Raw genomic sequence first — 14,246 nt, 5'->3', positions numbered from 1 at the left:
CGTTTTCATCTAAGAATATATGTGTAACCAAACTACTCGGGTTTCAGTTGGCAACTGGCCCCAACGAAGCAAATTAATTAAATGGTGCAACGCTACCACCAGCCATGTAATATATTGATAGGATAAAATGTATTTCACTATTCATTTTTAGTTTTATCGCGGGTTGGCTGATTGGCCCCGTTTATCCGGGGCATCTCTGGCCATACTCCGATTGTTATAATCTGGGCGACTCAATCCGAACCGTTGATGGTCCGGGCAAAGTCCTCGAATGTTTTACTCCATGGGCAGATACCAAACGCTAATCAGAATCCAGCTTTCACGTTTCCGCAAAACTCCGAGATTATGCCACCACCAGCTTTTTAAAAATATCGACCATCCTATAGCTCACTTGCAGTTCTGGTTCCGCTTATAGCCTGTGTCATTCTGAATGCACTCATTCGACCTTGGCTGGCTGGCACAATCGGGGGAACCGTCGTCAGATCAGGAGGCAGTGTAAAGCGCAATAATCGTTGGTGGACCTGGGGGTGCGGACGAAAACTTGGACTATCATGGAGATAGTTCATGTATTCCTACGAAGACCGAATGCGAGCCGTTACGCTTTATATCAAGCTGGGCAAGCGCCCGAAAGCGACTATTCGCCAGTTGGGCTATCCAAGCAAGAACGCTTTGAAGGGCTGGTACCTGGAATATGAGCACCATCTCGATCTGCGTTTAGGATTTGCGCCCCGAGCGCCTAAGTTCACACAGGCGCAGAAGAAAGCGGCTGTTGAGCACTACCGCATGCATGGTGGTTGTGTTTCTGCAACGATGCGCGCCTTGGGCTATCCCGGTCGTGCAACGTTGACAGCATGGGTTCGGGAGGTGTTTCCCGAAGCGAGCAAAGCTGTCACTGGAAGAACCGGACGTCCACGATACCCTGATGCGCTGAAAAAAGGCTGGCGTCGTCGGACTTTATAATCGGCAAGAAAGTGCACAGGCTTTGGCCGAAAAGCTCGGCGTATGCAGGCCGACACTGTATAATTGGAAAAACCAGTTACTTGGTCCGAAGGCTCCCGCAATCATGAAACGCAAGAACAACTCACCGCCAGTGCCAGAGCGTAAAGAATTAGAGCGCCAGCTCGAAACACTGCAGCACGATATTCTGAAACTGCAGCTCGAGCACGACCTTTTGAAGAAAGCGAATGAAATTCTAAAAAAAGACCTGGGCGTCGATCTGCAACTTCTTAGGAGTCGGGAGAAAACGCTGTTGGTTGACGCCCTAAAAGATCTTTATCAACTCTCCGATCTGCTTGCTCAGTTGCGACTGGCGCGCAGCTCATATTTTTACCATCGAACTCGCATGAGGATTACCGACGAGTACCTCACTATTCGTCAGAACATCACCGAAATCTTCGAAGCTAACCGTCGATGCTATGGCTACCGCAGGCTGCAGGCGTCATTGGCCAAACAATGCGTTACAATCTCGGAGAAGGTTGTGCAGCGCTTGATGAAGCAGGAGAACCTGATCGTTGCCACGCCAAAGCGGCGTCGATACCGCTCTTATCTTGGAGAAATCAGTCCGGCACCCGAGAACCTTATTAATCGCGACTTCCAGGCCTCAGCCCCAAATGAGAAATGGCTGACCGATATCACGGAGTTCCATATCCCGGCTGGCAAAGTGTATCTCTCACCCATCATCGACTGTTTCGATGGTTTGGTTATCAGCTGGTCTATCGGAACGAGACCAGATGCGGAATTGGTCAATATGATGCTTGATGCCGCCATAGAAACTGTGACCGGCGCAGATAAGCGGCCAATAGTGCATTCTGATCGGGGTGCACACTATCGCTGGCCGGGTTGGCTATCGAGGATTAGTGATGCGAAGCTGGTGCGCTCAATGTCCCGCAAGGCGTGCTCCCCAGATAACGCCGCATGCGAAGGTTTCTTTGGCAGGCTAAAAACGGAGTTCTTTTATCCCAGCGATTGGAGGAACACCACACTCGAGCAGTTTATCAATGAAGTTGATGGCTACATTCGATGGTACAACGAGAAACGGATCAAGATATCGCTTGGCGCTCGAAGCCCAATCGAATATCGAAACAGTCTTGGCATTGTGACGTAAAACCAGTCCAAGTTTTTATCCGCACCCCCGCACCCCCAACGGGGCACTTCTCAGCGGAAATCAACATTGAAACCACATAATCCTGCATCAAAGGCTGGATTCCGTCTGGAATCCGTCCCATGTACTAACGCCTATCAGCTTGTGATCCGACGGCAAAACTCATGAACGTTTGGGGTACGCCGTGGCGGACATACTGCTCATAAACACGTCTTCACAATAAGCTATACAATTCAAAAGCGTATCAGACTTTCAAACTGTCCTTAGCCAGATTATGGAAAAACGACATGCCGCGCTCCAATATTTCATCGTTGAAATTATAGGTCGCAGTGTGCAGACCCGAGCTTTCGCCGTTTCCGATCAACAGATAAGCGCCAGATGCCTTCTCGAGCATGAAGGAAAAGTCTTCGCTGCCCATGAATGGTCGATCCAACTCTTCAAAAGCTTCCTCCCCAAAATGGGCAATCACTGTCGCTTTGGCCTGATCAAATGCGGCCGCGTCATTGATGGTGGCCGGATAACCCACCATCCAGTCAAAGCCCACTGCCGCACCATAGCTTGCAGCCTGCATATTTGCGACCTGCTCGACCTTTTCACTCAGAATCTTGCGGATCTCTGGATCAGTCGCGCGCATCGAGATTTCAAGCCTGGCCGTGTCTGGTATGACGTTGCAGACTGATCCCGCATTGAACGCACCAACAGTTATCACGCTGGCCTGATGTGGCGAGACGGTTCGCGAAACAATGGTCTGCAGGGACATTACGATACTTGAAGCAACCACGATCGGATCAACAGTCTTTTCAGGTTCAGCACCATGTCCGCCACTGCCTTTAACCGTAAGTGTCAGTGCATCTATGGACGCCGCAATCGGGCCAGCCTTGGATGCAAACTTTCCGGCTTCCAAACCCGGCCAGTTATGCAGCGCAAAGATCTGATCGCAGGGAAAGCGTTCAAACAGACCCTCCTCAATCATGATTTGTGCGCCACCATAATTTTCTTCAGCGGGCTGGAAAATAAAATGGATTGTTCCGGAAAAGTCTTCGTCCTGTGCAAGCGACCATGCGGCGCCCAGCAGCATCGCTGTATGGCCATCATGGCCACAGGCATGCATATTGCCGGCATTCCTGCTTGCGTAAGGCAGGCCAGTTTCTTCCCGAATTGGCAGTGCATCGAAGTCAGCGCGAAAACCGATCGAACGGTTAGAACTGCCTCTGCGAAGAGAGGCAACAATTCCGGTTTTCGCAAGACCGCGGGTTATTTCATAACCCCATTCGTTAAGCCGGGAAGCGATGTAATCGGACGTTTCAACTTCCTCCAGTCCCAGCTCTGGAATGCTGTGAAGATGTTGGCGAATAGCTTTGAGTTCGTCAGCGAATGCTACCGGCTTGTTATGGGTCATCATAGCTTACTCAACTCATATGCAGGAACTGGCGCAACCGTGGTGACTGCGGATTGCGCATTACAGTATCTGGCGAACCGCGTTCTTCAACAAGGCCCTGATGCAGGAAAAGCACTTCGCTTGAAATATCGCGGGCAAGTGCCATTTCATGCGTCACCATCACCATCGTACGGCCTTCTTCTGCGAGCTTCTTGATGACTTGCAACACTTCCGTCACCAGTTCAGGATCGAGCGCTGAAGTCGGTTCGTCAAACAACATGACCTCAGGTTTCATGGCAAGCGCGCGCGCAATTGCAGCACGCTGCTGCTGGCCACCAGAAAGGTGGCTCGGATATTGATCCCGTTTGGGTGTGATGCCAACTTTCTCCATGAGGATTTCGGCTTCAGCCAAGGCTTCCGCTTTTGACATACCCAAGACATGAACCGGCCCCTCGATAATGTTTTCAACGATCGTACGATGGGACCAGAGGTTGAAGCTTTGAAAAACCATGCCAAGGCGCGTGCGGATATGCTCAAGCTGGCGAGGGTCGGCGGCGTGGGATTTCCCGTCACTTCCAACCTTCGTACGGATCAGTTCACCCGCAACGGTGATCGTCCCCTCATCAGGGGTCTCAAGATAATTAATACAACGCAACAGGGTACTTTTGCCGGAACCACTGCTGCCGATCAGCGATACGACATCTCCTTTCTTAGCCTCAAAAGAGATGCCTTTGAGAACTTCAACCCCCGCGAAGCTCTTGTGGATGTTTTGGACTTTGAGCGCCATAGACGTCATTTTGAATTGCTCCTGGAAGGATCAGACCATCGACGCACGTGAGCCACTCATGCGCCGTTCAACCACATTCATGATGCGGGTTAAGATGAACACAACAGTAAAATAGATAATGCCGGCTGCAATCAGAGGTTCAAAGATCGATAGCGAGCTTCGCTGAAGCGCACGGGCCGTTCCCATCACTTCCATGATTGTAATCGTTGAAGCGAGCGAGGTGGACTTGAGCAAGATGATCAGGTCACTGGTCAGAACCGGCATACAATGGCGGAAAGCCAGTGGCAGGGTTATGCGGCGTAAAATCTTGAACCTATTCATGCCAATCGACAGCGCGGCTTCAACCTGCCCGCGCGGGATTGAGTTGATGGCTCCACGAATGACTTCTGCATTATAAGCACCCTGATTAAGACTCAGCGCAAACACTGCATACCACAAACCGTCGCGCATATAAGGCCAAAGGAAGCTGTGTCTGACCCACGTGCCTGGCAAGATTTGCCCAAGCCCGTAATAGATCAGATAGAGCTGTACCAGAAGCGGTGTGCCCCGGAAAATGAAGGTATAGACAAAGGCCGGCCATTTCAGAACACGCCTTTTTGAAAGCAATGCCAGCGCACTCAGCGTACCAAAGATAAGACCAACAACACCTGCAGTTGCTGTCAAAAAAAGTGTCAGCGGCAAGGCCTTGATAAGCGGAGGCAGGAACTCAAAGATTTTTATGATCGATTCCATCATCCGTGCCCCCGGCTCAGACGTTTTTCCAGCTGTATGATCCCAAGAACCGACACAAGGGTAATGCAAAGGAACAGAAACGCCGTAAGGCCGTAGAAGAAGACATATTGCTTGGTGGATGCAGCCGCACGGTAGCCCGTATAGAGCAACTCATGGAAAGAGCCCAGCACCGAGATAATGGCACTCTCCTTGGTGATTGAGAGCCAGAGGTTTCCAATTCCGGGCACAGCGTGACGCATCATTTGCGGAAAGGTCACACGTGCGAATATCTGGCGACGGCGCATACCAATGGAAACCGCTGCTTCGATCTGACCTCGCGGAATAGCCAGATAGGAGGCACGCAAGACTTCCGTCATGAAAGCGCCATTGACAAAAGCCAGCGCAATGATTGCAGCCCAAAATGCACTGAACTGGAAATCATTTCCGACAAGCCCGGTCGCTTTGAGCAGCTTCTCAGCACCCGTTGCTACAGAAAAATAGAGCAACAGAATTACGAGCAATTCCGGCAGAGCGCGAACCACCGTTGTGTAGATATCTGCGATGGCCTTGGTAAAGCGATTGCGGGAGAGTTTTCCCGAAGCACCGGCTAGTCCAAAGACAAATGATACTGCAAAGGCCACTGCCGAGACCTGCAATGTCATCAGAAGTCCATAGGCGAACTCGTCGCCCCAGCCCTCATTCCCCCATGCGAGCAGTTGCCAATAAGAATCCATTCAGATTAATCCGATCAAAAGGGCAATGCTGTAAGAAGATGGACGCCGCTATCAGCGTCCGTTACCGATGAAGATTACTTCTTTTCGAAAATCCACTTATCAACCAGCGTCTTGAGCGTGCCATCTTTATCGAGTTCGGCAAGTGCTGCATCGACTTTTTCAAGCGTTGCAGTGTCACCCTTACGCACGGCATAGGCCACACCCTCGCCCAGAACAATGCTCTTCGGCGTCACAAGCTTGACTTCGTAATCTTCTCCTTGCGGGGTTTTCAGGAAATTTTGCACAAACAGATCCGGCGCCAGAACATAATCAACGCGACCTGCAAAAAGATCTGCTACCGAATTGTCAGCCGTGTCATAGCTCTTGACTGAGACGTCGGGCAGATACTTGGTCATATAGGCAGATTGAACGCTCGATGTCTGAACACCGACGATCTTGTCAGCCAAGGCGGCCTGATCAACCACCTCACCCGAACCGTCGCTTGCTGCGACGGTGCCGATCTTGGCATCATCCGACTTTGCCCCAGCAACAACCGTACCTTCGGTGTAATAAGGCGTACTGAAATCGACAACCTTGCGACGCTCATCGGTCACGGAAAATGCACCGATAATGAAATCGACTTTGTTTTCGGTGAGTGACGGGATAAGGCCATCCCATGCCATCGACTTGAATTCACAATGATCGGCGAGTTTCTCGCACACGGCGCGCGAGAGGTCTGCCTCAAGCCCTTCCCATTCACCTGCAGCATTCACCTGCGTGAATGGCATATATGGCTCAGGCGTCATGCCCAAACGAAGTTTTTCAGCCTGAGCAGCACCACTTGCCAGTGCAACAAGCGCGATAGCGCCTGCAAGTTTCCCTTTAAAACGCAACATGTTCCCGTTCTCCTTATAATTTTCTGGCCCCGTCGTGAATTGGGGCTGGCATAAGATATATACAGCAAATGGCTCAGGAGCGGTTGCTCCTGAGCCATTTCAATTACTTGCGATACCAGCGAAGCGACATGCAGGAGAGACCTGCATCGATCTTGCCGATCTCCGTAGTCTTGAGCGGAACCACATTATAACCGCTCTTCTCCAGCAGCTCGATTGTGCGTGGAAAGTCAGAGCCGACCATCACAACATCATTGACGCGCAACGCATTGGCGGCAGCTTCTTCACCTTCCGGCACGATCAACTGACGCAAGCCGGAGAATACCCCCGATTTCGCTAGACGGCTTGTGGAGAGGACGGTTTCTTCATCCACCAGTGAACAATCGGTTTTAAAATGAAGCACACCTTCGGGTGTTGCGACGACTTCACCCTTACGACCAATCTTCTCAAGGCTTGCGATAAGCGCTGCGGCACCCGCTTTGTCCGTACGCGCCGACAGGCCGATCATCACACTTTTCTGGGTTGTCAGAACGTCTCCACCGTCAGCGAAGCCCGGCTCAGGAAGCTCAACGACCGTGTCAAACATTTTGCGCAGAACTGGTTCAATAACAGCTGTTTCACCAACGCGCGTTACTGCGCCCGGACGCAGCAGAATTGCGCCTTCCGTGAAAACGAGTGCCGGATCTTCAACGAAGATAGAATCTGGAAATTCTTCTAGGGCCGGAAGAATTGTCACTTCAACGCCAGCAGCGCTCATCGCAGCAATATAAGCGTCGTGTTCGGCTTTGACGCCTTCATAGGTCGGATTGCCGGTATCAAGTGCACGTAGACCATTGACCACAGAGCGGGATGGCTCACGAACGATGATCGAATTAAATTCATAAACGGGTCTGTTAGAAGACATTAAAGGTTACCCTCATTTAAGCTGGAGCCTATCTAGCTGGCTCTTGTTGTTGCGTAAAGCAGTTGTGTGCTATTTGTTGTGCGGCGCGAAAGATGAACGCCCGCAAGCATGCAGCGAACCGATCCGCCTGCCAGTTCAATCGTTGGCACATCGAAAGGCAACAGTTTTGCTGTTTGCTTGATTATCTCGATCTGTTCTTCATATAAAGAGGCATAAGCGCGGGCAGAAAGTGCAAGCACGCGCCCGTCCCGGCCCTCAAGCTCAATGGCATTTCCCGCAAATTCGCCAATCTGCTCAGCGGTAAGATGGATGACCGTACGTCCGGTTTCCTGCAACCGAACAACGATTTCCTGGCGGCGTGCCGGATCTGTGATCATCTCTGTACCGAGCAGCGCGTAATCTGTCCCGATGCACATCAGGACATTGGTATGATAAATCGGACGCCCTGACGAATCGACGGCATCAAAGACCATCGGTTCAAAGTTGAAATGCGTGCAGAAGCGCTCCAGCGCCACCTCGTTGGTGCGGTTGGAACGCGCCGCATAAGCCACACGTCCGATGTGATCAAGCACCATAGCGCCCGTGCCTTCAAGATAGACGTGATCACGCTCAAGACCGGAATAATCGATCACATCCTGAACGCGATAATCATGCTTGAGCATTTCGATTATATCGGGGCGGCGCTCGTTCTGACGGCTTTCCGAGAACATCGGATAGATGGCGACATGCCCGCCCGAATGCGTGGAAAACCAGTTATTCGGGAACACTGAGTCCGGCAATGCCTGCGTTTCATCTTCAAACAGATGCACCGTCACGCCCGCCTCGGCCAACCCCTTAGCCATAAGTGACACTTCATCGAATGCAGCCTTCGCCAATGCTTCCGCGGAGCGACGCTCATCAACAGATTGAAACGCATTATCCTTTGCGGTTTGCGCATTTGGCGTAAAATGATGTGGTCGGATCATCACGACCGATTTCGGACTTTGGACAGATGGTCTGCTCATTCTCAGACTGTTCTCACCGTTAGCATGCAGCACGAAGCATGCGTAAACAAAAATTCAAAGTGCCCATCGTCGCGTCAGTGAAAGCCAATCCCGGCTTACGCTTTGAGTGCGAGATGATGCATCACCACATTCTCCACGATTTGTAGTTCAACATCAGATTAGGTGGGCATAACGTCAGTTAAAATTATAAAAATGTCTTACAAATTGTAAAAAATCTGGCAATTTGCTCGGTAAGACTATAAAAAGTGCCATGCATATTTTTGACGAACTGGATCACAAACTGATTTCCATTCTTCGGGAGGATGGCCGTGCGCCACTTTCCAAGCTGGCAACAATCCTTGGGGTTTCGCGCGGAACTGTTCAGGCGCGCCTCGACCGGCTGCTTGAGACAGGCGCCGCACTTGGATTCACGATCCGGGTTCGGCAGGATTATGATGATGGTGTCGTACATGCGATTATGTTGATCGAGGTACAAGGGCGCTCGACGACCAAAGTTATCAAGCTTTTGCGGGGACTACCGCAGATACGCACATTGCATACAACGAATGGTTCCTGGGATCTGGTCGCGGAAATCCGCGCTGAAAGTCTTCATGAGTTTGATCGCGTGTTACGTGAAGTGCGGACGATTGAAGGTGTGCTGAACAGCGAGACCAGTATTCTTCTAAGCAGTGTGTAAAAAAATATAGAGATTAACGGTTGTGTCGCAAAAATTTCAGCGGCTGCAGATCAGCCTTATCCCTAGACGCAATTATGCTGCGAGCTCTGCAAAGACTGTGAATGGCGAGAGATTGCCATTCACGAATTGGTTTTTGCGGATCATATGCGCCACTTCAATTCGGGCAATGGTAGCTGCAGCTGAATGAAATGCTTTGAAGCCTAACATGTGTTTGGTGATCCGTTTAATGAACCGATGATCCTGCTTAAGGATGTTGTTGATATATTTAACCTGCAGGATTCCCATCATCTTGCCCGTGCCCGTGATTTTCAGGGTCGTGTTTACAGCCTCTGCACCAGCCAGATTGGCTCCACTTTTGTCGATGACAATCTTCTTTGGGACGCCATTGCTTGCGTTGGTTTTCTTAAAGATACGCCTTGCAGCACCGAGGTTTCTGCGTTTAAACAGCATGAAATCAAAGGTTTGTCCGGCGCGATCAACGGCACGATAGAGATAAGTCCATCTGCTTTTGACCTTTATAGATGTCTCGTCTACCCGCCAGGAGCCAAGCGTTGGCCGCTTACGCTTCTGTGCCTGACCCGCAATCTACGGGGCGTATCGAACACCCCACCGGTTCAATGTCGCATGATCAACATCAACGCCGCGTTCAGCCACTATTTCCTGAAGGTCACAATAGGAAACCGGATAGCGGTGGTAAAAGAACACCGCATAAAGCAAGACACTTTTGGGAAAATGCGCTCCTTTGAAAGTGATGGCTATTTCTTTGTACCGCGCCTGATGTTTCGAACGGATCAGGGAATAACGCAACAGAAGTGAAAAATTTCGACATAACCGTTAAGGTAACGGTGCCCGAACGTTGTGATCACGATCGCAGATCAAAGACTATCGCTGCGTGATATTGCAACAGAGCTTGATAAATTGGGAGAGAAGACAGTGCATGAAGGGCGCAAATGGCAACCTTCTTCTGTTCGCAATCTCCTTGATGATGCGCATCGCTTCGGCCTCATTCCCCGCTAAGCATCTCGCTGTTCGGTCAATCAAACAGAACGCCCGGCCCAACAGGGCAATTTTATTTCCTGATCTTCTGCCCGACACATCCTCTCCTGCCAGTTGGTTGTCAGGAGAGATTATGATGCCAACTTTTCTTTTCTCGTGCGCGCCATACCTTACTTGAGCAGAAGAAAATCAGCGCAGTGGGAGAAGAGAGACATGTCTTATCACAAATCCTTGAAGGGGGCTGCCCTCGCATTCTCCATTTTCGCCAGTGCGACAGCGATGTTCGCGGGTATGGCTCAAGCACAGGTCGTGGTTTCGTCTAAAATCGATACTGAAGGCGGCGTTCTCGGCAACATCATTCTCTTGATGCTCAACGCCAACGGCATCGAAACCACAGATCGTATCCAGCTTGGAGCGACGCCCGTTGTGCGTCAGGCTATCACGGCAGGCGAAATCGACATTTATCCGGAATATACCGGCAATGCTGCTTTCTTCTTCAACAAGGCGGATGATCCCCTCTGGAAAGACCCTGTCAATGCCTTTGAGACGGCAAAGAAGCTGGATTACGATACCAATAAAATTGTCTGGCTTGCTCCTTCGCCTGCCAACAACACATGGGGAATTGCCATTCGCAAAGATGTAGCGGACGCAGGAAAACTCGCAAGCCTTAGCGATTTCGGGAAATATGCTGCTGATGGCGGCAAGGTTGTGCTCGCGGCATCGTCCGAATTTGTAAACTCAGCGGCAGCATTGCCTGCCTTTCAGACGGCCTATGCTTTTACTCTCAAGCCAAATCAGTTGATTACGCTTTCGGGGGGCGACACGGCAGCAACGATTGCAGCCGCAGCTAATCAAACAAGCGGTGCCAATGCGGCGATGGTTTACGGCACCGATGGCGGGATCGCACCTTCGGGCCTCGTCGTGCTTGAAGACGACAAGCATGTGCAGCCGGTCTATCAGCCAGCGCCCATCATTCGCGAAGAGGTATTGAAAAAAAATCCGAAAATTGAAGAGCTTTTAAAGCCGGTCTTTGAAAAGCTCGATCTTATCACGCTTCAGGATTTGAATGGTCGCGTGCAGCTTGGTGGCGAACCTGCAAAAGCTGTCGCGGAGGATTTTCTCAAGAAAAATGGCTTCATTCAATGAGGCTTCACGCTGACAGGACCGCGTAATTTTGTCAGACACCATCACGGATGATCGGTCTGCCTACTACGGTAGATTGCATGTCTTTGACAGGCTTGGGATGGCCTTCGCTCTTTTGAGCGGGGCCAGCTTAGCGTTGCCTTTTGCTCTTTTTCGAGCTAATCGCATTGTGCAGGGCGACGGGCGATATCTGCTCGATGCTTTACCGACTATGGTTTCCGCATTGCTTGTTGCAACGATCATACTTAGTATGATCGTTGCAACTTTTGTCCGTCGGCCAGCACTTAGGCTTGTAGCGAGTAGTGTTTTGCTTGCAGTTCTGCTCGTGATGATCGGCATGTCCGCTTCTTATCTATCAACCGATGGCAACAATTATGCACGCGTGTCGCCAGCGTCGGGCTTCTGGCTGCTGTTTTTCGCTAGCGCCCTTTATGTTGCCGACAGTCTCGTGCGTCTTAACGTGCGCCCGTTGTTGCGCATAGGATTGCTGCTTATAGCAACGCTTCTTTTTGCAATGTTGTTGGGTTCCGGTCTCTGGGACAATATTTCTTTCATAAAGGAATATCAAAGCCGCGCAGATAGCTTCTGGAACGAGGCGCAACGTCATGTCGCGCTGGCAATAGGATCGCTCATTGCCGCAACCCTTATTGGCATACCTATTGGCCTGATCTGCTATCGTCTGCCGCGTGCGCGCGCTTTTGTTCTCAATAGCCTCAACATTGTTCAGACGATCCCCTCCATGGCACTTTTTGGCCTGTTGATCGCACCCATGGGCTGGATCGCAGTTCAGTTTCCGTGGGCGGCACAGCTTGGCATTCGCGGCATTGGAGCAGCACCAGCCTTCGTGGCGCTGTTCCTTTATTCTCTCCTGCCCATTGTCGCCAACACAGTCTCCGGTCTTACCAATGTGCCTGAGGCTGTAACCGACGCTGCACGCGGCATGGGCATGACACGGCTGCAACGTTTGTTCAAAACGGAACTGCCGCTGGCATTCCCGGTTATCCTGACAGGCATTCGTATCGTGATGGTGCAGAATATTGGGCTGACGACCATTGCGGCGCTGATTGGCGGCGGTGGATTTGGTGTGTTTGTTTTTCAGGGCATCGGGCAGACTGCGATGGATCTGGTGCTGCTGGGCGCGCTCCCGACAGTTCTGCTGGCTTTTGCCGCGGGCGTCATTCTTGACGCCATTATTCAGATAGCCAGAGGGCAGACCGCATGATCGAATTCGACCAAATAACCAAGCACTACAATGGCCGTCCGGCGGTTGATAATGTGAGCTTCACGATCAAATCACGCAGCATTGCCGTGATCGTGGGGACATCGGGGTCCGGGAAAACGACGTTGCTGCGCATGGTCAACCGGCTTGTAGAACCCGATGCAGGCGAAATCCGCATTGACGGCAAAAGCAACCTCGATGAACCAGGCTATGAATTGCGCAGACGTATCGGTTATGTCATTCAGCAGCATGGACTTTTTCCGCATCGATCCGTTGCGAGCAATATCGGTACGGTTCCCGCACTGCTTGGCTGGCCGAAAGGCCGTATCAATACCCGTATCGATGAATTACTCGATCTGTTTCAGCTTGAACCCAAAGACTATCGCGATCGCTATCCGCACGAGCTATCTGGCGGTCAAGCGCAGCGTGTCGGCGTCGCCCGCGCCCTTGCCGCCGGACCAAATATTCTGCTGATGGACGAACCTTTTGGCGCACTGGACCCAGTAATCAGGGCCAAAGCGCAGGAAGATCTCAAGGCCATTCAAAAACGGCTCGGGACGACTATTCTGCTGGTGACCCATGATATGGAAGAAGCCATTCAGCTTGGAGATCATATCGCAGTGATGGATGATGGAAAGCTGCTGCAATATGGCACTCCTGCGGAAATACTCGCACATCCTGCAACGGAATTCATCGAAAAGCTTGTCGGCACTGGCGAGCGGCCTTTCCGGCTACTGTCCTTGGCGGACCTCAAAACTATACTTCAATCGGGTGAAGCTTCGGGCGCGCCCATTGTCGTCAGCGCATCGCAGCGCGACGCACTTGCAGAGCTTTTGTGGTCTGGCAGAACCGCACTGCCGGTTCAAGACCATGATGGCAGGCTATTGGGCCGCGTAACACTGGAAAAGCTTCTGCATCAAGCCGAGCGCCCCGCATGAAGCTGGCTTTGTCACTCACGCCTCGTTTATTGCTTTTGCTGGTGTTGCTGCTGTTCCTCTTGCAACCGCATCTGTTTGAGCCGCTGTTGCGACCGCTTGTGAGTGAAGGAACGCCCGTCATTTATGATCGTGCGAACCTGATGACACTGACACTTCAGCATCTCGGGCTTGTTGCTGCTGCAACGCTTGCATCTGCTTTGATTGCCATTGCAATGGCAATCGCCGTCACCCGCTCATGGGGAGCGGAGTTTTTGCCGCTGTCGCGAAGCCTGGTCAATATCGGGCAAACATTTCCGCCCGTTGCGGTGCTGGCACTCGCAGTTCCGGTTTTTGGCTTTGGGGACAAGCCGACGCTGATCGCACTGTTTCTTTACGGAATGCTTCCGATATTCGAAAACACACTAACCGGTCTGACGGCCCTTCCCACGCCCGTTGTGGAAGCAGCCCGCGGCATGGGCATGACAAACAGCCAACGTCTTGTGAAAATCGAAATCCCACTGGCAAGCCCGGTTATTCTTGCAGGCGTCAGGCTATCCGCGGTCATCGGGCTTGCCACAGCAACGATTGGCTCGACAGTTGCTGCAAAGACGCTTGGCGAAGTGATTATCGCAGGTCTGATTTCAAACAATATAGCCTTTGTGCTGCAAGGCGGCATAGTAGTAGCAGTTCTAGCAATTCTCATCTTCGACGCCTTTCAGACCATTGAACACTATCTTTTAAAGCGAATAAGGCGATGAAGCTTCGACGGCACTGTTACTTTAATGAGAGTGCAGACGTAACGTATTC

13 protein-coding genes and 2 pseudogenes are annotated in these 14,246 nt (G+C 51.4%); 7 read left to right on the top strand and 8 right to left on the bottom strand.

Features of this window, described 5'->3' with window-relative positions; genetic code table 11:
* The first annotated feature begins 561 nt into the window (after window positions 1–561).
* Window positions 562–2,101, top strand: a protein-coding gene (locus tag U2P60_RS19140) for an IS3 family transposase (RefSeq protein WP_413573928.1) whose coding sequence is annotated in 2 segments (ribosomal slippage) — window positions 562–927 and window positions 929–2,101 — 1,539 coding nt in all. Because the reading frame shifts where the segments join, the coding sequence is not laid out codon by codon here.
* Between the two features lie 241 nt (window positions 2,102–2,342).
* Here the strand turns inward: U2P60_RS19140 and U2P60_RS19135 are convergent.
* The 7 genes from U2P60_RS19135 to ctlX all read right to left on the bottom strand — a co-directional run bounded on the left by U2P60_RS19135 (window position 2,343) and on the right by ctlX (window position 8,488).
* Complete coding sequence (locus U2P60_RS19135) at window positions 2,343–3,497, bottom strand: M20 aminoacylase family protein (protein ID WP_313830290.1); 1,155 nt, start codon at window positions 3,495–3,497, stop codon at window positions 2,343–2,345.
* A 10-nt stretch (window positions 3,498–3,507) separates the two neighbouring features.
* The gene (locus tag U2P60_RS19130) at window positions 3,508–4,272 is read right to left on the bottom strand and encodes an ABC transporter ATP-binding protein (protein ID WP_413573927.1); all 765 of its coding nucleotides are present in this window, start codon (window positions 4,270–4,272) and stop codon (window positions 3,508–3,510) included.
* 21 nt (window positions 4,273–4,293) lie between these two features.
* The gene (locus U2P60_RS19125; protein ID WP_413573926.1) at window positions 4,294–4,998 is read right to left on the bottom strand and encodes an ABC transporter permease; all 705 of its coding nucleotides are present in this window, start codon (window positions 4,996–4,998) and stop codon (window positions 4,294–4,296) included.
* Complete coding sequence (locus U2P60_RS19120) at window positions 4,995–5,708, bottom strand: ABC transporter permease (protein WP_413573925.1); 714 nt, start codon at window positions 5,706–5,708, stop codon at window positions 4,995–4,997. The genes U2P60_RS19125 and U2P60_RS19120 overlap by 4 nt, the downstream gene beginning before the upstream one ends.
* Window positions 5,709–5,782: 74 nt before the next feature.
* A complete protein-coding gene (locus U2P60_RS19115) occupies window positions 5,783–6,583 on the bottom strand; it encodes a transporter substrate-binding domain-containing protein (RefSeq protein ID WP_413573924.1) in 801 nt (266 codons plus the stop codon).
* A 103-nt stretch (window positions 6,584–6,686) separates the two neighbouring features.
* Window positions 6,687–7,484 carry a dimethylarginine dimethylaminohydrolase family protein gene (locus U2P60_RS19110; RefSeq protein ID WP_413573923.1) on the bottom strand — a complete coding sequence of 266 codons (798 nt, stop codon included), beginning with the start codon at window positions 7,482–7,484 and terminating at the stop codon, window positions 6,687–6,689.
* A 32-nt stretch (window positions 7,485–7,516) separates the two neighbouring features.
* Window positions 7,517–8,488 carry a citrulline utilization hydrolase CtlX gene (ctlX, locus tag U2P60_RS19105; RefSeq protein WP_413573922.1) on the bottom strand — a complete coding sequence of 324 codons (972 nt, stop codon included), beginning with the start codon at window positions 8,486–8,488 and terminating at the stop codon, window positions 7,517–7,519.
* A 250-nt stretch (window positions 8,489–8,738) separates the two neighbouring features.
* Here ctlX and U2P60_RS19100 point away from each other — a divergent pair, with 250 nt between their 5' ends.
* Entirely contained in the window at window positions 8,739–9,164 is a 426-nt protein-coding gene (locus U2P60_RS19100) for an Lrp/AsnC family transcriptional regulator (protein WP_313830298.1), read from the top strand.
* A gap of 72 nt (window positions 9,165–9,236) precedes the next feature.
* Here U2P60_RS19100 and U2P60_RS19095 read toward each other — a convergent pair.
* Window positions 9,237–9,923: pseudogene (locus tag U2P60_RS19095) on the bottom strand (IS6 family transposase).
* A 102-nt stretch (window positions 9,924–10,025) separates the two neighbouring features.
* Between U2P60_RS19095 and U2P60_RS19090 the strand changes: the two are divergent.
* From U2P60_RS19090 to U2P60_RS19070, 5 genes and pseudogenes are all read left to right on the top strand, one after another.
* Window positions 10,026–10,181: pseudogene (locus U2P60_RS19090) on the top strand (recombinase family protein); the annotation flags it as partial.
* 192 nt (window positions 10,182–10,373) lie between these two features.
* The gene (locus U2P60_RS19085) at window positions 10,374–11,306 is read left to right on the top strand and encodes an ABC transporter substrate-binding protein (protein ID WP_413573920.1); all 933 of its coding nucleotides are present in this window, start codon (window positions 10,374–10,376) and stop codon (window positions 11,304–11,306) included.
* Between the two features lie 208 nt (window positions 11,307–11,514).
* The gene (locus U2P60_RS19080; RefSeq protein WP_413574343.1) at window positions 11,515–12,525 is read left to right on the top strand and encodes an ABC transporter permease; all 1,011 of its coding nucleotides are present in this window, start codon (window positions 11,515–11,517) and stop codon (window positions 12,523–12,525) included.
* Window positions 12,522–13,460 carry an ABC transporter ATP-binding protein gene (locus tag U2P60_RS19075; protein WP_413573919.1) on the top strand — a complete coding sequence of 313 codons (939 nt, stop codon included), beginning with the start codon at window positions 12,522–12,524 and terminating at the stop codon, window positions 13,458–13,460. The genes U2P60_RS19080 and U2P60_RS19075 overlap by 4 nt, the downstream gene beginning before the upstream one ends.
* On the top strand, window positions 13,457–14,197 hold the full coding sequence (locus tag U2P60_RS19070) for an ABC transporter permease (RefSeq protein WP_313830301.1): 741 nt from the start codon (window positions 13,457–13,459) through the stop codon (window positions 14,195–14,197). The genes U2P60_RS19075 and U2P60_RS19070 overlap by 4 nt, the downstream gene beginning before the upstream one ends.
* Window positions 14,198–14,246 lie beyond the last annotated feature (49 nt).

Source organism: Brucella sp. H1_1004, from assembly GCF_047308065.1.
In the GTDB taxonomy this organism is placed as follows: domain Bacteria; phylum Pseudomonadota; class Alphaproteobacteria; order Rhizobiales; family Rhizobiaceae; genus Brucella; species Brucella pseudogrignonensis_B.
Note: the sequence above shows the minus strand (reverse complement) of the source record. Positions and strands in the feature narration are given on the sequence as shown.